Source organism: Enterococcus sp. DIV1537a (genome assembly GCF_051712085.1).
GTDB lineage: Bacteria > Bacillota > Bacilli > Lactobacillales > Enterococcaceae > Enterococcus > Enterococcus faecalis.
Genome location: NZ_JBIOOE010000001.1, coordinates 2,371,136 through 2,390,000, shown reverse-complemented (window position 1 = coordinate 2,390,000; position 18,865 = coordinate 2,371,136). Strand labels below are relative to the sequence as shown.

Below are 18,865 nucleotides of genomic sequence, written 5' to 3'. Positions count from 1 at the left end.
AGCTAGTCAGCAACAAGTTTTAGTGCGTGATATTCCAGTTTATCAAGGCTGGCTAGTAGCTAATGAAAATTGTTATATGGGTCATTCTATTGAAGAATTTAAAAAATATATTGAAGGCTTATTAGAAGGGGAAATACCTAGCACTAGAGAAGCAGGCTATCAAGTAGCAGAGCAAAGAAGTATCAAGCAAATTGGTTACGAGTTAAAAGAAGTCTACGAAACAGTCTTATCTTAACAAATATTGAAGGCAGTTATTGTTAGATGAAATGGAGGTAATGAGAGTGAAAATTGGTTTTTTTACTGATACGTATTTCCCGCAAGTGAGTGGGGTAGCGACTTCTATTAAGACCTTAAAAGATGAATTAGAAAAGCACGGCCATGAAGTGTATATTTTTACGACAACCGATCCTAACGCGACTGATTTTGAAGAAGATGTCATACGAATGCCTAGTGTGCCATTCGTGTCTTTTAAAGATCGCCGAGTAGTGGTTCGCGGCATGTGGTACGCCTATTTAATTGCCAAAGAGTTGGAATTAGATTTAATTCATACACATACTGAATTTGGTGCGGGTATTTTAGGGAAAATGGTTGGGAAAAAAATGAAAATCCCTGTCATCCATACGTATCATACAATGTATGAAGATTACTTACATTATATTGCTAAAGGAAAAGTTGTCCGTCCATCACATGTTAAATTCTTTTCAAGAGTGTTTACAAATCATACGACAGGTGTTGTTTGTCCCAGTGAACGTGTAATTGAAAAATTACGGGATTATGGAGTGACCGCACCAATGAGAATTATTCCAACAGGGATCGAAATTGATAAGTTTTTACGTCCCGATATTACTGAAGAAATGATCGCTGGAATGCGTCAACAACTAGGTATTGAAGAGCAACAGATTATGTTGTTATCGTTAAGTCGAATTTCTTATGAAAAAAATATTCAAGCAATTATTCAAGGGTTACCACAAATTATTGAAAAATTACCACAAACTCGTTTAGTAATAGTTGGAAATGGTCCCTATCTAGAGGATTTAAAAGAATTAGCAGAAGAACTAGAAGTCAGTGAATACGTTCAATTTACGGGTGAAGTGCCAAATGAAGAAGTCGCCATTTATTATAAAGCTGCTGACTATTTTGTCAGCGCCTCAACGTCAGAAACACAAGGCTTAACTTATACAGAAGCGATGGCTGCTGGCGTTCAATGTGTTGCAGAAGGGAACGCCTATTTAAATAATTTATTTGATCATGAAAGCTTAGGCAAAACTTTTAAGACAGACAGTGATTTTGCCCCAACATTGATTGACTATATACAAGCAAATATTAAAATGGACCAAACTATTTTAGATGAAAAATTATTTGAAATTTCTTCTACAAACTTTGGCAACAAAATGATTGAATTTTATCAAGACACATTGATTTACTTTGATCAACTTCAAATGGAAAAAGAAAATGCGGACTCAATTAAAAAAATTAAAGTAAAATTTACATCTTTAAGAAAATAAACTGCAAAACTTTCCTCCTTCGTTTATACTGAAGGTGGAAAGTTTTTTATTTTAAGAACGGAGGAAGCTACTATGTCTAAAATCGGCTTTATTGGAACGGGTGTCATGGGGAAATCAATTATTCGTAACATGATGAAAAACAATTTATCTGTCAATGTTTACAATCGAACAAAAAGTAAAACAGATGATTTAGTTGCTGAAGGAGCAGTTTGGTATGATACGCCAAAAGCAATTGCGGAAGCGAGTGATATCATTTTTACAATGGTTGGCTTTCCTTCAGATGTTGAAGGCGTGTATTTTAATGAAACAGGGATTTTTCAAGCAGATCTTACAGGTAAAATAGTAGTAGATTTAACCACAAGTACGCCGACCTTGGCTGAAAAGATTGCCAAAAAAGCAGCAGAAGGGGGTGCTCATGCGTTGGATGCGCCAGTTTCTGGTGGTGACTTAGGTGCTAAAAATGGTACTTTAACAATTATGGTTGGTGGCGATCAAGAAAGTTATGAGACCGTCTTACCAATTTTCAAAACATTTGGTAAAACGTTTATGCTACACGGCTCAGCTGGAAAAGGGCAACATACTAAGATGGCGAATCAGTTAATGATTGCAGGCACAATGACCGGGTTGACTGAAATGCTCGTTTATGCAAATGCGACAGGATTAACTTTAGAAAAAGTTCTGGAAACAGTCGGTGGTGGTAGTGCTGCGAACTGGTCATTAAGTAATTATGGTCCGCGTATTTTAAAAGAAGATTATACGCCAGGCTTTTTTGTTAAACATTTTATCAAAGATTTAAAGATTGCGTTAGATGAAGCAAAAAAACTTGACCTTCCATTGCCAGCGACGCAAAAAGCGACAGAATTATATGAAAGCCTTGCAGATAAAGGGTTTGAAAATGATGGCACACAGGCCTTAATTAAGCTTTGGTGGACAGATGGCAAGCAACCAACGAATAAAAATTAAAGAACAACAAAAAAATCAAAAAAAATGACGAAAAATCATGCAAGTTAGGCAATGTTTTGTTACAATGGTACAGAACTAGTTTGCAAAAGGAGGCCCACTGATGAAACATTCACAACTTGTGGCGATTATTAAGAGACTGGAAGCAATGATCGAAGCAGCAGATAATGAAGTACAAGTACGCCGCTTTGAACGTGAAGGCGTAGAGAAATGTATTGTAAGTTTTGATAAATCAACAGAAACATTTGAATTAACAGAATCTGATACGCACCAAAGCTATCAATTCGATAACATCGATATTGTAGCAATGGAAATTTACGACTTAATTCAATAATTAATCGTCCTACATTTTAATAAGGGAGTGGAGTAGAAGCACCAAAGCTTCTGGTTCACTCTCTTCTCGTATTATCCAGTCAAGTTGTAGCAATAGCTTAGTGGGAGTTTAAGAATTATATAACAAAAATCACTGGCACTTCTCAATCAGGGGAGTGCCAGTGATGCTTTTTAGTTGCACTTCTTTCCTTTTTCTGTGAAAATAGTTTGGGTATCAAAGTAATTGATCCTTTTTTTAAAAGCCTCGTCCCTTGAAAATGCGCCTTTTTTGAAATATTTGAAGAATATTTCATTAAAAATATAGAAAATTCTCTTGCATTCTTTGCTTATTTACGATATAGTTTGAACATCAAATGTTTTGATAATCAAAGTATATGGATGGTGCACAGAATGGAACCTAATTTAGAAACAGTCAACGATTACTTAGTCAGTGTCTTTAATGACATCTTAACGATTGAAGAATCTGAATTGAAAAAATCACAATTTAATGATTTATCCATTACGGAGATGCACACAATCGAAGCAATTGGTATGTACAAGAAAAAAACGTCTTCAGAAGTAGCCAAGGAACTGTCAATTACCGTCGGAACACTTACTGTAGCGATTAACAACTTAGTTAAAAAAGGCTATGTTGAACGTTTGCGTAGTGAAGATGATCGACGTGTAGTAAAGCTTGGCTTAACCAAAAAGGGAAAATTACTTTTTAGAGTCCATCAGCATTTTCATCGTGAAATGGTTAAAAACATTTTGAAAGGCATGGAGCAAGAAGAAGAACAAGCGCTGTTAAGAGCACTAAAAAATCTTCATGATTTCTTGCAAGAATACAAATAAAAAGTGAGGATCCCCATGAAGAATTATGCACGAATTAGTTGTACAAGCCGTTATGTTCCAGAGAATTGTGTCACGAATCACCAACTGAGTGAAATGATGGATACCTCTGATGAATGGATACATTCGCGAACAGGCATTAGTGAACGTCGCATTGTTACGCAAGAAAATACGTCTGATTTATGTCATCAAGTCGCAAAACAGTTATTGGAAAAATCTGGAAAGCAAGCAAGTGAGATTGACTTTATTTTAGTCGCAACAGTGACACCAGATTTCAATATGCCTTCTGTTGCTTGCCAAGTGCAAGGCGCAATTGGCGCTACTGAGGCTTTTGCTTTTGACATCAGTGCAGCGTGTTCTGGTTTTGTCTATGCCTTAAGCATGGCAGAAAAACTAGTCTTAAGTGGTCGTTATCAAACAGGTCTAGTAATTGGTGGCGAAACATTTTCCAAAATGTTGGATTGGACCGATCGCTCCACAGCGGTGCTTTTCGGTGATGGGGCTGCCGGCGTCTTGATTGAAGCGGCTGAGACACCGCATTTTCTAAATGAAAAATTACAAGCAGATGGACAACGGTGGGCGGCTTTAACGTCAGGCTACACGATCAACGAAAGTCCTTTTTATCAGGGGCATGAGCAGGCTAGTAAGACGCTACAGATGGAAGGACGTAGTATTTTTGATTTTGCGATTAAAGATGTTTCACAAAATATTTTATCACTCGTGACGGACGAAACCGTGGATTATCTTCTACTACATCAAGCAAATGTGCGCATTATCGATAAAATTGCACGTAAGACGAAGATTTCCCGCGAGAAGTTTTTAACGAATATGGATAAATATGGCAATACCTCAGCTGCTAGCATTCCTATTTTGTTGGATGAAGCAGTTGAAAATGGGACCTTAATTTTAGGTTCCCAACAACGCGTGGTGCTAACAGGATTTGGCGGCGGCTTAACATGGGGCTCACTGCTCCTAACGCTGTAAAAAACTGTTCACATATAAATGAAGAAAATGACTATTTTGGAGGAATATACACATGGTATTTGAAAAAATTCAAGCAATTATCGTAGAAGAATTAGGAAAAGATGCTGAAGAGGTACAATTAACTACAAACATTCAAGAAGAATTAGACGCGGATAGCTTAGATTTATTCCAAATCATTAACGAAATCGAAGATGAATTTGATGTGAAAATCGAAACAGAAGATGGCATCCAAACCGTTCAAGATTTAGTAACATATGTAGAAAAACAACAAGCAAACTAATACATGAAAATAGGGGGCTGGGACATTTAATTGCTAAATGACCCAGTCCCTAAAAAAACAAGTAAATAAGCCGGAAAAATCCTTTTTTACTTGAATGAAGTGTACTTATCTTAGAACTAAAGGACGTATAAAATCAATGAATCAACAGTTATGTGAGTTGCTTGGAATCAATTATCCCATTTTTCAAGGCGGTATGGCTTGGGTAGCCGATGCTTCATTAGCAAGTGCCGTGTCAAACGCTGGTGGATTAGGGATTATTGCTGGCGGCAATGCCCCAAAAGAAGTCGTAAAAAAAGAAATTAAAAAAGTTAAAGAATTAACGGAGCAACCCTTTGGTGTCAATATTATGTTACTTTCACCTTTTGCCGATGAAATTGTCGATTTGGTTTGTGAAGAACAGGTTCCTGTCGTAACGACAGGTGCAGGCAATCCAGCCAAATACATGGCTCGTTTTAAAGAACATAACATTAAAGTAATCCCAGTAGTTCCTTCTGTTGCTTTAGCAAAAAGAATGGAAAAAATTGGTGCCGATGCTGTCATTTTTGAAGGAATGGAAGCTGGTGGACATATTGGCAAGTTAACCACTATGAGTGGCTTACCGCAAATCGTTGATGCTGTGTCAATTCCTGTGATTGCAGCAGGTGGGATTGGTGATGGTCGTGGTATGGCTGCGGCCTTTATGTTAGGTGCTGAAGCAGTCCAGTTAGGCACACGTTTTTTAATTGCCAAAGAATGCAACGTTCATCCAGATTATAAACAGAAAGTTTTAAAGGCACGTGATTTAGATGCAGTAATTACCTGTCAACATTTTGGCCATCCAGTGCGTACTTTAAAAAATAAATTAACTGCTCAATATAATCAATTAGAAAAGCAAGAACTTCAAAAAGAAGTACCTGATTTAGAAATGTTTGAAAAGATTGGTCAAGGCGCTTTGCGCAAAGCTGTCGTTGACGGGGATATGGATTACGGTTCCGTCATGGCGGGACAAATTGCCGGGTTAATAAAAAAAGAAGAAACAGCCCAAGAAATCATTGATTCACTCATGTCTGAATGCAAAGCGATTGTACATAAGATGAATCAGCGTTGGGGCTAAGTGAATAATTTTAACAAAAAATGAGGTGTCGTATGAAAACAGCGATTTTATTTAGTGGACAAGGAGCCCAGTATCAAGGGATGGGTGAAGAATTATATCACCAAGAAGCGATTGTTCGGGAAACTTTCGATGAAGCAAGTCATATCTTAGGTTATGAGATGGCAGAACTTTGTTTTACTGAAAATGAACGTTTAAATGAAACAGAATATACGCAACCTGCTATTTTAACAGTCAGTGTCGCATTTTACCGTCTTTTGCAACAAAAAGGACTAACGCCTGATGTCGTAGCGGGTTTAAGCTTAGGGGAATATAGCGCTTTGGTTGCCAGCGGGGCTTTGCGCTTTTCAGAAGCAGTGGCCTTGGTCCAAAAGCGCGGTCAGTACATGACAGAAGCAGCACCACAAGGAACTGGCAAAATGGTTGCTGTCATGAATGCTGAGCGTGAAGTAATTGAGAAAGCCTGCCAAGAAGCCAGTGCTTTCGGAATTGTGGCTCCAGCAAATTATAATACACCACAACAAATCGTGATTGGTGGTGAGGTTGCTGCTGTTGATCAAGCGATGACACTTCTCAAAGAAGCTGGTGTGAAGCGAATGATTCCGTTAAATGTGAGTGGCCCTTTCCATACGGCGCTGTTACAACCAGCATCAAAAAAATTGGCTCAGGATTTAGCAAAATTGAACTTTCAAACGATGCAAATTCCTGTCATTAGTAATACGACTGCCGAAATTATGCCCCAAGAGGCAATTCAAGCGTTATTGGAAAAGCAAGTCATGTCTGCGGTACGTTTTGAAGACAGTATCGAAACGATGAAGGCTATGAACGTGGGAACGATGATTGAAGTTGGTCCAGGGAAAACATTAACTGGTTTTGTTAAAAAAATTGACAAAACAATTGAAATGCACCGTGTGGAAGATGTTGCAACATTAACAGAAACGTTAACAGCACTTACTGGGAGGTAAAAAATGGAATTAACAGGAAAAAACGTATTTATTACTGGAAGCACTCGTGGGATTGGCAAAGCAGTTGCGTTGGCTTTTGCGAAAGAGGGCGCCAATATTGTTTTAAACGGTCGGAGTGAGATTACGCCAGAACAACGACAAGAAATTGAAGCCTTTGGGGTAAAATGTATTGGCCTTTCTGGAGATATTTCCGATTTTGATGCAGCGGGTGAGATGATTCAAGCAACCGTTGACCAATTAGGCTCGATTGATATTCTGGTGAATAACGCTGGGATTACGAATGATAAATTATTATTACGAATGACAAAAGAGGATTTTAATGCCTGTTTAGATATTAACTTGGTAGGAACTTTTAACATGACCCAGCAAGCGGTTAAACGTATGATGAAACAACGAAATGGTCGGATTATTAATATGGCTAGCGTTTCTGGTTTAATGGGAAATGTTGGTCAAGCAAACTACGCTGCGAGTAAAGCCGGTGTCGTTGGTTTTACTAAATCGGTGGCACGAGAAGTTGCGCCGCGCGGTATTACCTGCAATGCGATTGCACCGGGGTTTATCCAAACAGAAATGACGGATGTTTTATCGGAAAAAGTTAAAACACAAATGAATGCGCAAATTCCCTTACAAACGTTTGGGCAAGTCGAAGATGTCGCAGCTACAGCGATATTCTTAGCTAAAAGTCCCTATATTACTGGGCAAGTCGTGAATGTTGATGGCGGCTTAGTCATGCACGGATAAACGAAAGGAGTCAAAAGGATGAATCGAGTAGTTATTACCGGTTACGGTGTCACCTCGCCGATTGGCAATGAACCTGAGACTTTTTTAGAAAGTTTGAAAACAGGGAAAAATGGTATCGGACCGATTAGTAAATTTGATGTTAGTGAAACAGGTGTCACCTTAGCAGCTGAAGTGAAAGACTTTCCAATGGAAAAATATTTTGTTAAAAAAGATGGCAAACGCATGGATAAGTTTTCGTTATTTGGCATTTATGCGGCCTTAGAAGCAATGGCTATGAGTGGCTTGGATACCAGTCAACTAGATGTGGATCGGTTTGGCGTCATGGTGGGTTCCGGGATTGGTGGTTTGGAAACAATTCAAAATCAAGTAATTCGGATGCACGACAAAGGATCTGAACGTGTGGCACCGTTATTTATTCCAATGGCGATTGGAAACATGGTGGCGGGAAATATTGCTTTACGTGTTGGTGCCAAAGGAATTTGTACTTCAACAGTGACGGCTTGTGCTAGTGCAACCCATTCAATTGGGGAAGCGTTCCGCAATATCAAACATGGCTACTCCGATGTCATTATTGCTGGTGGAGCAGAAGCGCCTATTACAGAAATCGGTATTTCAGGATTTGCTTCCTTGACCGCTTTAACAAAGGCGACTGATCCAGAAAAAGCCTCAATTCCCTTTGATAAAGAACGTAGTGGATTTGTGATGGGAGAAGGAGCGGGTGTCTTTATTTTAGAATCATTAGATCATGCTCTAGAACGAGGCGCAACTATTTTAGGTGAAGTGGTTGGCTATGGTGCTAATTGCGATGCCTATCATATGACATCGCCAACACCAGATGGGAGCGGCGCAGCGAAAGCCATGGTACTAGCAATGGAAGAAGCGGGGATTTCTCCAGAAAAAATTGGCTATATTAACGCCCATGGAACAAGCACACAAGCCAATGACAGTGCAGAATCTAAAGCAATTGAATTGGCTTTAGGTGATGCCGCAAAAACGGCGTATGTAAGTAGTACGAAGAGTATGACGGGACATCTCTTAGGCGCCGCTGGTGGAATTGAAGGAATTGCTACCCTAAATGCTTTACAACATCAATTTATTCCACCAACCATTAATGTGGAAAATCAAGATGAAGCAATTACGGTGAACGTTGTTTTAAACGAAAGCAAAGAGCATAAATTTGATTATGCTTTAAGTAACTCGCTAGGCTTTGGTGGCCACAATGCAGTTATTTGCTTAAAACGCTGGGAGGATTAACATGCAGTTAGAAGAAGTAAAAGCATTATTAACACAATTTGATCAATCAACTTTAACCGAATTTGATTTACGAGAAGGCTCGTTTGAATTATATATGAATAAAAATACAGTTTCTGGACGAAGTGCCGTAGAACCAGTGGCGCAACCACAAGAAACACCAGTAGCCGCTAGTGGAGTTTCAGTGCCTGTTGAAACAGTTTCTGTCGTTGAAGAAACGCGAACCAATACACCGACAGTTAATGAAAAGACAGAAGAAATTACGTCACCCATTGTAGGAATCGTTTATTTACAACCAGCACCAGATAAAGAAAACTTTGTCAAAGTAGGAGACACTGTTAAAACGGGTGACGTTGTGTGTATCGTTGAAGCGATGAAATTAATGAATGAAATTACGGCGACAGTTGACGGTGTGATTACGGAAATATTAGTCAACAATGAAGATGTGGTTGAATTTGGTCAGCCGCTATTCCGAGTTGCTAAAGGAGAATAAAACATGAAATTAACAATTACAGAAATTCAAGAAATTTTACCACATCGCTATCCCTTTTTATTATTAGATAGTGTTGAAGAAGTCATTCCCGGGGAACGCGTTGTAGCGAAAAAGAATGTAACGGTTAATGAGCAAGTTTTTCAAGGTCATTTTCCTGGGAATCCTGTTTTGCCAGGAGTTTTAATTATTGAATCGTTGGCTCAAGCAGGCGCCGTGGCATTACTTTCAATGCCTGAATTCAAAGGGAAAACGGCATACTTTGGTGGATTAGATAAAGCAAAATTTAGACAAAAGGTAACACCAGGCGACACATTAATTTTAGAGGTTGAACTTTTAAAAGTCCGCGCTTCTGCTGGAATGGGTAAAGGTGTGGCAAAAGTTAATGGAAAAAAAGTTGCCGAGGCTGAATTAACCTTTATGATTGGATAGGTGAAAAATGTTTTCGAAAGTATTAATCGCAAACCGCGGAGAAATCGCTGTTCGTATTATTCGTGCCTGTCGCGAATTAGGCGTTCAAACAGTTGCTGTTTACTCTGAAGCGGATCAAGAAGCGTTACACACACAGTTAGCAGATGAAGCTATTTGTATTGGACCGGCGAAAGCAACTGATTCTTATTTAAATGTTCAAGCTGTTTTAAGTGCAGCGATTGTTACCAATGCTGAAGCGATTCATCCAGGGTTTGGTTTCTTATCTGAAAATAGTCAATTTGCTTCAATGTGCGAAGAATGCAACATTACTTTTATCGGTCCTAAAGCAGAAACGATTGATGCAATGGGCAATAAAATAAACGCACGTCAACTGATGCAAAAAGCCAAGGTACCTGTTATTCCTGGGAGTGATGGCGTCATTAATTCTGTCGAAGAAGCGTTGACGATTGCTGAAGAAATTGGTTACCCAGTGATGTTAAAGGCAGCTGCTGGTGGTGGCGGAAAAGGAATCCGAAAAGTTCTTTCAAAAGAAAAGTTACCGAAACACTTTACTTCAGCGCAGCAAGAAGCCAAAGCCGCATTTGGTAATGATGATATGTATTTAGAAAAAATTATTTATCCAGCACGTCATATCGAAGTGCAAATTTTAGGTGATCAATATGGGCATGTGATTCACTTAGGGGAACGTGATTGCTCACTACAAAGAAATAATCAAAAAGTGTTAGAAGAATCACCATCGATTGCTATTTCTGAAGAAAAGCGTCAGATGTTAGGCGAAACGGCCGTTCGAGCGGCACAAGCTGTGCATTATGAAAATGCCGGAACCATTGAATTTTTGATGGATCCAGCTGGCGACTTTTATTTCATGGAAATGAATACCCGCATCCAAGTCGAACATCCAGTTACGGAAATGGTAACAGGGATTGATTTAGTCAAAGCACAATTAGAAATTGCTTCAGGTGAACCTTTAGGCTATACCCAAGAGGATGTTACCATGACTGGGCATGCGATTGAGTGCCGAATTAACGCTGAAAATCCTGCCTTTAATTTTGCTCCTTCACCAGGTAAAATTCAAAATCTCTTGTTGCCTAGTGGTGGAATGGGCTTGCGTGTAGACAGCGCTATGTATTCGGGGTATTCAATTCCGCCTTATTATGATTCAATGATTGCGAAAGTCATCGTACATGGTGAAAATCGTTTTGATGCCTTGATGAAAATGCAAAGGGCTTTAAATGAAATTGTAACAGAAGGTATTATTACGAATGCCGAATTCCAATTGGATTTAATTACACATGACAATGTTTTGACAGGTGACTATGACACAAGCTTTTTACAAGAAACATTTCTACCAAATTGGGAGCCAGAAAGCAATCATTAAAGAAAGAACGCCGCAAGAGCTGTGCTCTTGCCGCTAAAATACGAGGAGTAAGCAAATGGCATTATTTAAAAAGAAAAATTACATTCGCATTAATCCAAATCGTGCTGATGCAAATGATGCATCAAAGAAGCCTTCTGTTCCAGATAATATGTGGGCAAAATGCCCTTCTTGTAAGCGAACACTGTATACAAAAGAAATGGGTGCAGAAAAAATCTGTCCGCATTGTGGCTATAGTTTTCGGATTGGTGCATGGGAACGATTAGCGATAACCGTTGATGAAAAGAGTTTCCACAATTGGGACAGTGAATTAGTGACAAAAGATCCACTAAATTTTCCTGGTTATCTTGAAAAAATTGAAAAAATGCAAGAAAAAACTGGGCTAGATGAAGCTGTCTTAACGGGAGAAGCAACAATTGAAGGACATGCTGTTGCAATTGGAATCATGGATGCTAATTTTATCATGGGCAGTATGGGAACGATTGTTGGTGAAAAAATCACACGCTTGTTTGAGCGGGCGACAGAAAAGCATTTACCAGTAGTGATTTTCACTGCATCTGGTGGTGCCCGTATGCAAGAAGGAATTTTTTCATTGATGCAAATGGCGAAAATTTCGGCCGCTTTGCAACGGCATAACAAAGCAGGCTTGCTGTATCTTACGGTATTGACTGATCCAACGACTGGCGGTGTTACCGCAAGTTTTGCGATGGATGGCGATATTATTTTGGCAGAGCCTCAGAGCTTAATCGGTTTTGCTGGCCGCCGTGTAATTGAACAAACGATTCGTCAAGAGTTGCCAGATGATTTTCAAAAGGCCGAGTTTCTTTTAGAACATGGTTTTGTAGATCAGATTGTGCCAAGAAATCTTTTGCGTCAACGATTGAGCGACTTGTTACGTTTACATTCTTTGAAAGGGTGGCGCTAACATGGAAAAGAAAACAGCCAATGATGTTGTTACCTTGGCAAGAGCCCAAGATCGTTTGACAACTTTAGAATATATAGAAGCAATTTTTGAGGACTTTTTAGAATTTCATGGGGATCGTTACTTTGCCGATGATTTAGCTGTAGTCGGTGGTGTTGCTACTTTGCAAGGGAAACCAGTTACAGTGGTAGGTATCCAAAAGGGTCGAAATCTACCAGAAAATATTGAACGTAATTTTGGTTCACCTAATCCTGAAGGGTATCGCAAAGCGTTACGTTTAATGAAACAAGCGGAAAAATTTAACCGCCCAGTCATTACCTTTGTGAACACTGCTGGTGCCTATTGTGGAATTGGTGCCGAAGAGCGAGGAGAAGGGGAAGCCATTGCGCAAAACTTGTTAGAAATGTCTGATTTGAAAGTGCCAATCATCTCAGTCATCATTGGTGAGGGCGGCAGTGGCGGTGCTTTAGCTTTAGCAGTCGCAGATGAAGTTTGGATGTTGGAACACACGATTTATGCGGTTCTTTCGCCAGAAGGTTTCGCCTCTATTTTGTGGAAAGATGGCAGTCGTGCGAAAGAAGCAGCAGAATTGATGAAAATCACAGCGACAGAGCTGAAGGAATTAGCTATTGTAGATAAAGTAATTCCAGAAGTTATGAACGGTCAGCCTCTGGAACAAGCAAAAATTAATCGCATGTTACAAAAAGCGTTCATTTCAAAATTAACTGAATTAGCTAAATTAGATACGGAAACGTTACTAGAAAAAAGATACCAACGTTTTCGCAAATATTAGAAGTTACTACTCATCAACGAACTTTTCAGGGGTTGATGGGTGGCTTTTTTTATTTTTTCTTTTATTTTACTTGTTCTTTTACAAGGAACGACCGTCCTTTATAGAAATTTTCAGTAAAATGCAGTATAATACAATAGGTAGAGACTGAAGCATAATTGTTTAGTTATGTTTCAGTCTCTTAAAATCGAAGAAACTACATAGTGTCAGTGAGAGGAGTCACGATGTTTTCAAAATATAAACCGACATGGATGATTGATGCGATTTATAAAATTACCCCCGCACAATTAAAAAAACTAGGGATTAAGGCAGTACTAACTGACTTAGATAATACGTTAATTGCTTGGAATAATCCCGATGGAACAGAAGAATTAAAAACTTGGTTATTAGAAATGAAAAATGCAGGAATTACTGTCCTCGTTGTTTCAAACAACAAAGACAGCCGGATTAAACGCGTTGTTGAAAAGTTTGACTTAGATTATGTAGCACGTGCCTTGAAACCAACCGCACGTGGCTTCAAATTAGCAGAAAAAAAATTAGGCTTGAAGCCATCTGAAATGTTAATGGTCGGCGATCAGATTATGACAGATATTCGGGGAGCTAACGCAGCGGGTATACGCAATGTTTTAGTTCAACCGATTGTCGATACAGATGGCTGGAATACTAGAATCAATCGGTTCTTTGAACGGAAAATTATGAAATACTTATCAAAAAAACATCCAGAAATGACATGGAGAGGCGGATTAGAATGACAGAGGCAATTCATTGTATTGGCTGTGGTGCGATTATCCAAACGGAAAATCCTCATGAATTAGGCTATACACCAAAAACAGCTTTCGAAAAAGGAATGGAAACAGGGGAAGTTTATTGCCAACGTTGTTTTCGCTTAAGACATTATAATGACATTCAAGATGTCCAATTAACAGATGATGACTTTTTACGTTTATTGAATGGTTTAGGAACAGAAGATGCACTGATTGTGAACGTAGTGGATATTTTTGACTTTAATGGCTCTCTTATTCCAGGACTACATCGTTTTATCGGAGATAATCCTGTGTTGTTAGTTGGTAATAAAGTGGATATTTTGCCTAAATCATTAAAAAAACCTAAAATGGTTCAATGGATGAGAGAACGGGCCCATGAAGCAGGATTACGCCCTGTTGATGTTTTACTAACAAGTGGCAAGAAACCACAAGAAATGCAAGAGTTATTAGATACAATCGAAAAATATCGTGAAGGCCGAGACGTTTATGTCGTAGGTGTGACCAATGTTGGAAAATCAACATTAATCAATCAAATCATTCAACAAACAGTGGGTGTTCAAGATGTGATTACGACATCACAATTTCCTGGAACAACGCTAGATAAAATTGAAATTCCATTAGACGATGGCCACTTCTTAATCGATACGCCCGGAATTATTCACCGTCATCAAATGGCACATTATCTAGGTAAAAAAGACTTGAAAATTATTGCACCGCAAAAAGAAATCAAACCGAAAGTTTACCAATTAAATGCTGAACAAACCTTGTTTTTAGGTGGCTTGGCTCGCTTTGATTATGTCCAAGGTGCTAAAAGTTCCTTCATTGCCTACGTTTCCAATGACTTAAATTTACACCGAACAAAAACAGCAACCGCCGATGCTTTTTATGAAAAACATGTTGGTGGCTTATTGCAGCCCCCACGTGCCGATGAAGTCGCTGAGTTTCCTGAATTAGTGCGCTTTGAATTTTCCGTGAAAGAAAAAACGGATATTGTGTTTGCTGGTCTAGGTTGGATTACTGTCACAGAACCTGGTGTAGTCGCTGGTTGGGCGCCTAAAGGTGTCGATGTTTTACGTAGAAAAGCATTAATTTAAATTTTAGAGAGAAGGCAAACAATTTGAAACTTAGAGGAAAACAAAAACGTTATTTACGTAGTCAGGCACACCATTTACAACCTATTTTTCAAGTAGGCAAAGGTGGTTTGAATGACGCAATGATTACACAAATTGATGAAGCGTTGGAAAAACGTGAATTGATTAAAATTACGTTATTACAAAATACAGATGAAGTAGCAGAAGAGGTTGCAGAGGAACTAACAGCAGCCATTCATTGCGATGTGGTACAAATTATTGGTCGCGTGTTGGTCTTATTCAAGCCATCAAGTAAAGAAAAATATCAAAAAATTTCAGCAGCAGTCAAAGAGATTTAATATTGGAGGGATGAACAATGGGAGAAAAAAGACAAGCGCGTCAAGGAGCGGACGTTCTCTTGCAAGAGGAACCGTTACGTTTTCAAACAAGAAAGCAAGTCGGCTTGTTAGGTGGTAATTTTAATCCCGTTCATTTAGCACATCTTGTCATGGCCGATCAAGTTCAAAATCAACTAGGTTTGGACAAAGTTTACTTAATGCCTACGTACTTACCACCACATGTAGACGAAAAGAAAACAATTAGCAGCGAACATCGGTTAGCAATGTTAGAACTAGCGGTGTCTGATAATCCCTGCTTAGATATTGAGCCAATTGAATTAATTCGCAAAGGCAAAAGTTACACGTATGATACGATGAAAGCTTTAAAAGAAGCCAATCCAGATACTGATTATTATTTTATAATTGGTGGAGATATGGTGGAATACTTGCCCAAATGGCATCGGATTGATGACTTACTCCATTTAGTTCAATTTGTCGGCATTCGGCGTCCTAATTATCCAACGGAATCTACCTATCCAATTATTTGGGTCGATGTTCCGCAGATGGCGATTAGTTCCACTTTGATTAGACAAAAAGTCAAAAGTGGTTGCTCAACACGCTATCTTCTTCCAGAGAATGTGATAAACTATATTCAAGAGAAGGGACTGTATCAAGATGAGCTGGATAACAAATTATGATGCTGCACAACGTGAATTATTAATGCAAAAAGTTCAAATGCAAATGAGTGAACGTCGCTTTCGCCATGTGTTAGGAGTCGAGGAAACAGCTGTGGCCTTGGCAGCGAAATATGGTGCCGATGAAGCCAAAGCAAGTATTGCTGCTTTGACGCATGATTACGCCAAAGAACGTCCAAACGATGAATTCGAGTTGATTATTCGCCGAGATGGTTTTGATTTGGCTTTATTAAACTATGGCAATGAAATTTGGCATGGCTTAGTTGGGGCGGATATTGTTCAACGGGAATTAGCCATTGATGACGAAGAAATCTTGCAGGCAATTCGTGTGCATACAACTGGGGCTGCTAAGATGAGCTTGCTAGATAAAATTATTTATGTCGCAGATTACATTGAACCAGGACGTGATTTTCCAGGTGTGAAAGAAGCCCGTGAAATTGCTCTTGTTGACTTAGATGCAGCGGTTGCTTATGAAACGAAACATACCTTGTTACATTTGATTGAACAAGAACATAAAATTTATCCAAAAACGTTAGAGACCTACAATCAATGGGTCGTTAATCAAAAATAAAAGAAGAAAGAATTACTAGGAGGGAACTATCATAGATAGCCAGAAAATTTTAGAAATTGCTGTCAAAGCAGCAGATTCAAAACGAGCAGAAGAAATTGTCGCATTAGACGTAAGAGAGATTTCATTATTAGCAGATTATTTTTTAATTTGCCAAGCCAATAGTGAACGTCAAATCAATGCGATTGTTGATGAAATTAACGAACAAGAAGCCAAAAATCAAGTAGAAGTCAAGCGTGTGGAAGGTAAAGAAGGCGGAAAATGGATTTTAATCGATTTAGGCGATGTTATTGTCCATGTATTCCAATCTTCAGAACGTGCCTTTTACAACTTAGAAAAATTATGGTCAGATGCCCCAATGGTTGATCTAAGCGCTTGGGTCGACTAAAATGGCCTATGAAACGTTTGCTTTCGTCTATGACGAAGTGATGGACGAAAGCCTATACCAAAAATGGTTGGATTTTTCCAATCGTCATCTCCCACAAGGAACCCAACAAATTCTTGAAATGGCTTGTGGTACAGGCGCTTTAGCAGTTGATTTTGCGAAAAGTGGTTATGATGTGACGGCCTTAGACTTATCAGAAGAAATGTTGATGATTGCTAGTGAACGAGCCTTTGAAGAAGAAGTGCCAGTTCAATTTGTTCAGGGAAATATGCTAGATTTATCTGAAGTGGGACAATACCAAGCCATCACTTGTTTTTCTGATTCACTGTGCTATATGGCTAATCGCCAAGAAGTACAACAAGTGTTCGATGAAGTTTATCAAGCGTTAGAAGAGGAAGGAACGTTCATTTTTGATGTTCATTCTACTTACAAAATTGATTCAGTTTTTCCAGAATATAGCTATCATTATCAAACAGAAGAATTTGCTTTTCTATGGGATAGTTACGCTGGTGAAAAAGAACACAGCATCGAACATTTCTTAACATTTTTTGTGAAAGAACAGGAAACAGATGAGCACTTTGTTCGGTATGATGAATTGCATCAAGAACGAACCTATTCGTTAGATAACTATTTACGAATGTTAGAAAGTGCTGGTTTCATGAACGTCAAAGTTTATGCAGACTTTACAGATGAAGCACCAACTGAAACAAGTGAACGCTGGTTCTTTGTTTGTCAAAGAGATTAATAAGATTTGGCTTATGAGCTTGAGACAGCGCTTAAAAACGTTGGTCTCTTTGCTGATAAGTCCATTTTTTTATAACGGAGGTGGCTAGAGTGAAAGCCTGTGGCATTATCGTGGAATATAATCCCTTTCATAATGGACATCGCTATCATGCTCAACAAGCTCGCCAACAAAGCGGAGCTGAAGTAGTGATTGCTATAATGAGTGGAAATTTTTTACAAAGAGGAGAACCAGCTTTACTAGATAAGTGGGCCAGAGCAGAAGAAGCTTTGCAAAATGGTGTGGACTTAGTCATTGAATTGCCGACAGCTTGGTCGGTACAGTCTGCGGATTACTTTGCCAAAGGCGGTATAAAATTATTGCAGGCGTTGCAATGTGAGAGCTTATGTTTTGGAACAGATAGTACAAGCGCAATTGATTATGCGGCTTTCGGCCAGTTTGTCCAAGAAAATCAATCCTTAATTGATCAAACGTTCCACACATTGACAGACAAACAATTGAGTTATCCACAAAAAATGACTGCTGTTTTTCGTCAAGTATATCCTGAAAGCAGGTTCGATTTTTCTTCGCCTAATCATATTTTGGGGATGAGTTATGCAAAAGAGAATGCCACGTATCCAACCCCGATGACGCTCTACCCAATTGCTAGAAAACAAGCGGGCTTTCATGATGCAACGATTTCTGGGAAAGTTGCTAGCGCCACGGCGATTAGGCAAAGTGTTTTTCAACAAGAAATAACGCAAGTGCTGCCAACGGTTCCTTCTATAACCGCACAACATTTACAAACACAGGCAATGATTTCATGGGAAAACTACTGGCCCTTCCTAAAGTATAAAATTGTTCAATCCTCGTTAGAAGAGTTACAAGCCATTTACCAAATGACGGAAGGACTTGAATATCGACTAAAAGATCAAATCCAAGCAGCAGGTTCTTTTCACGAATTAATGGAACGTATGAAAACGAAGCGTTATACTTGGACAAGATTGCAACGATTAGCAACCTATATATTGTTAAATATGACCAAAGAAGAAGTTGAAACTGTTTGGCAAGACAGCTATCTCCATGTGCTAGGATTTACGCCAAAGGGACAAGCTTATCTAAAAGAAACCAAAGCACAAATTCAATTGCCGGTAATTTCCAAAGTATCTAAAGAAAACCGCGCTATGCTTTCGTTAGATATTCGCGCCAATCAACTATATCAGATGGGAGATTCTTCTTTAAAAGAACAAAATTTTGGTCGGTTTCCCTTACGATTTTCGCCAGATACCTAAAAAATACTTAACAAAAATCAGTTTCCCCAGTATAATAAACAAGGGATAAGATACTAACAACAAATCAGAGAAAGCGAAGTGAGAAT

24 protein-coding genes (1 of these 24 only partly in view) are annotated in these 18,865 nt (G+C 38.9%); all 24 read left to right on the top strand.

Annotated features, from left to right (window positions below; genetic code table 11):
• Positions 1-235 carry the 3' portion of a cell wall glycolipid biosynthesis glucosyltransferase BgsA gene (gene bgsA / locus IGJ41_RS11775; RefSeq protein WP_002381377.1) on the top strand. The gene continues 770 nt to the left of window position 1, outside the view, so only the last 235 of its 1,005 coding nucleotides appear in the window; the start codon falls outside the window, past its left edge; it ends in the stop codon at positions 233-235.
• 46 nt (positions 236-281) lie between these two features.
• Positions 282-1,505: a cell wall glycolipid biosynthesis glucosyltransferase BgsB gene (gene bgsB, locus IGJ41_RS11770; protein WP_002389260.1), complete on the top strand. Its 1,224-nt coding sequence runs from the start codon at positions 282-284 to the stop codon at positions 1,503-1,505.
• Between the two features lie 72 nt (positions 1,506-1,577).
• Entirely contained in the window at positions 1,578-2,468 is an 891-nt protein-coding gene (locus tag IGJ41_RS11765) for an NAD(P)-dependent oxidoreductase (protein ID WP_002381378.1), read from the top strand.
• Between the two features lie 100 nt (positions 2,469-2,568).
• Positions 2,569-2,799: a YkuJ family protein gene (locus IGJ41_RS11760; protein WP_002379802.1), complete on the top strand. Its 231-nt coding sequence runs from the start codon at positions 2,569-2,571 to the stop codon at positions 2,797-2,799.
• 389 nt (positions 2,800-3,188) lie between these two features.
• Positions 3,189-3,629: a fatty acid biosynthesis transcriptional regulator FabT gene (gene fabT, locus IGJ41_RS11755; RefSeq protein ID WP_002362455.1), complete on the top strand. Its 441-nt coding sequence runs from the start codon at positions 3,189-3,191 to the stop codon at positions 3,627-3,629.
• 15 nt (positions 3,630-3,644) lie between these two features.
• Entirely contained in the window at positions 3,645-4,610 is a 966-nt protein-coding gene (locus tag IGJ41_RS11750) for a beta-ketoacyl-ACP synthase III (protein WP_002359378.1), read from the top strand.
• A 52-nt stretch (positions 4,611-4,662) separates the two neighbouring features.
• Entirely contained in the window at positions 4,663-4,890 is a 228-nt protein-coding gene (locus IGJ41_RS11745) for an acyl carrier protein (RefSeq protein ID WP_002356278.1), read from the top strand.
• 136 nt (positions 4,891-5,026) lie between these two features.
• Positions 5,027-5,983 carry an enoyl-[acyl-carrier-protein] reductase FabK gene (gene fabK, locus IGJ41_RS11740; RefSeq protein ID WP_002356279.1) on the top strand — a complete coding sequence of 319 codons (957 nt, stop codon included), beginning with the start codon at positions 5,027-5,029 and terminating at the stop codon, positions 5,981-5,983.
• Positions 5,984-6,015: 32 nt separating this feature from the next.
• Positions 6,016-6,945 (top strand): ACP S-malonyltransferase, encoded by a 930-nt coding sequence (gene fabD / locus IGJ41_RS11735; RefSeq protein ID WP_002356280.1) that lies wholly within the window; start codon positions 6,016-6,018, stop codon positions 6,943-6,945.
• Positions 6,946-6,948: 3 nt separating this feature from the next.
• Positions 6,949-7,686 carry a 3-oxoacyl-[acyl-carrier-protein] reductase gene (fabG, locus tag IGJ41_RS11730; RefSeq protein ID WP_104855692.1) on the top strand — a complete coding sequence of 246 codons (738 nt, stop codon included), beginning with the start codon at positions 6,949-6,951 and terminating at the stop codon, positions 7,684-7,686.
• A gap of 18 nt (positions 7,687-7,704) precedes the next feature.
• Positions 7,705-8,940 (top strand): beta-ketoacyl-ACP synthase II, encoded by a 1,236-nt coding sequence (gene fabF / locus IGJ41_RS11725; protein ID WP_438714486.1) that lies wholly within the window; start codon positions 7,705-7,707, stop codon positions 8,938-8,940.
• A gap of 1 nt (position 8,941) precedes the next feature.
• Positions 8,942-9,430 (top strand): acetyl-CoA carboxylase biotin carboxyl carrier protein, encoded by a 489-nt coding sequence (gene accB / locus IGJ41_RS11720; RefSeq protein ID WP_104855691.1) that lies wholly within the window; start codon positions 8,942-8,944, stop codon positions 9,428-9,430.
• A gap of 3 nt (positions 9,431-9,433) precedes the next feature.
• A complete protein-coding gene (fabZ, locus tag IGJ41_RS11715) occupies positions 9,434-9,859 on the top strand; it encodes a 3-hydroxyacyl-ACP dehydratase FabZ (protein WP_002356286.1) in 426 nt (141 codons plus the stop codon).
• 7 nt (positions 9,860-9,866) lie between these two features.
• Positions 9,867-11,237 (top strand): acetyl-CoA carboxylase biotin carboxylase subunit, encoded by a 1,371-nt coding sequence (locus IGJ41_RS11710; protein WP_104855690.1) that lies wholly within the window; start codon positions 9,867-9,869, stop codon positions 11,235-11,237.
• A 55-nt stretch (positions 11,238-11,292) separates the two neighbouring features.
• The gene (gene accD / locus IGJ41_RS11705; protein WP_104855689.1) at positions 11,293-12,159 is read left to right on the top strand and encodes an acetyl-CoA carboxylase, carboxyltransferase subunit beta; all 867 of its coding nucleotides are present in this window, start codon (positions 11,293-11,295) and stop codon (positions 12,157-12,159) included.
• A 1-nt stretch (position 12,160) separates the two neighbouring features.
• The gene (locus IGJ41_RS11700) at positions 12,161-12,949 is read left to right on the top strand and encodes an acetyl-CoA carboxylase carboxyl transferase subunit alpha (protein WP_002362363.1); all 789 of its coding nucleotides are present in this window, start codon (positions 12,161-12,163) and stop codon (positions 12,947-12,949) included.
• A gap of 221 nt (positions 12,950-13,170) precedes the next feature.
• Entirely contained in the window at positions 13,171-13,698 is a 528-nt protein-coding gene (locus IGJ41_RS11695) for a YqeG family HAD IIIA-type phosphatase (RefSeq protein WP_002356296.1), read from the top strand.
• Positions 13,695-14,804 (top strand): ribosome biogenesis GTPase YqeH, encoded by a 1,110-nt coding sequence (gene yqeH / locus IGJ41_RS11690; protein ID WP_002381381.1) that lies wholly within the window; start codon positions 13,695-13,697, stop codon positions 14,802-14,804. Before IGJ41_RS11695 ends, yqeH begins: the two co-directional genes overlap by 4 nt.
• A gap of 23 nt (positions 14,805-14,827) precedes the next feature.
• Positions 14,828-15,139, top strand: coding sequence for a ribosome assembly RNA-binding protein YhbY (gene yhbY / locus IGJ41_RS11685; protein WP_002356298.1), 312 nt, complete (start codon positions 14,828-14,830; stop codon positions 15,137-15,139).
• 17 nt (positions 15,140-15,156) lie between these two features.
• Positions 15,157-15,816 (top strand): nicotinate-nucleotide adenylyltransferase, encoded by a 660-nt coding sequence (locus IGJ41_RS11680; RefSeq protein ID WP_002379799.1) that lies wholly within the window; start codon positions 15,157-15,159, stop codon positions 15,814-15,816.
• Positions 15,794-16,384, top strand: a complete 591-nt coding sequence (yqeK, locus tag IGJ41_RS11675; RefSeq protein WP_002356300.1) for a bis(5'-nucleosyl)-tetraphosphatase (symmetrical) YqeK — start codon at positions 15,794-15,796, stop codon at positions 16,382-16,384. The genes IGJ41_RS11680 and yqeK overlap by 23 nt, the downstream gene beginning before the upstream one ends.
• A 46-nt stretch (positions 16,385-16,430) precedes the next feature.
• Positions 16,431-16,769, top strand: a complete 339-nt coding sequence (gene rsfS, locus IGJ41_RS11670; protein WP_033072556.1) for a ribosome silencing factor — start codon at positions 16,431-16,433, stop codon at positions 16,767-16,769.
• Position 16,770: 1 nt separating this feature from the next.
• Positions 16,771-17,511 (top strand): class I SAM-dependent DNA methyltransferase, encoded by a 741-nt coding sequence (locus IGJ41_RS11665; RefSeq protein ID WP_002356302.1) that lies wholly within the window; start codon positions 16,771-16,773, stop codon positions 17,509-17,511.
• An 80-nt stretch (positions 17,512-17,591) separates the two neighbouring features.
• On the top strand, positions 17,592-18,779 hold the full coding sequence (locus tag IGJ41_RS11660; protein WP_162783986.1) for a nucleotidyltransferase: 1,188 nt from the start codon (positions 17,592-17,594) through the stop codon (positions 18,777-18,779).
• Positions 18,780-18,865: the final 86 nt, after the last annotated feature.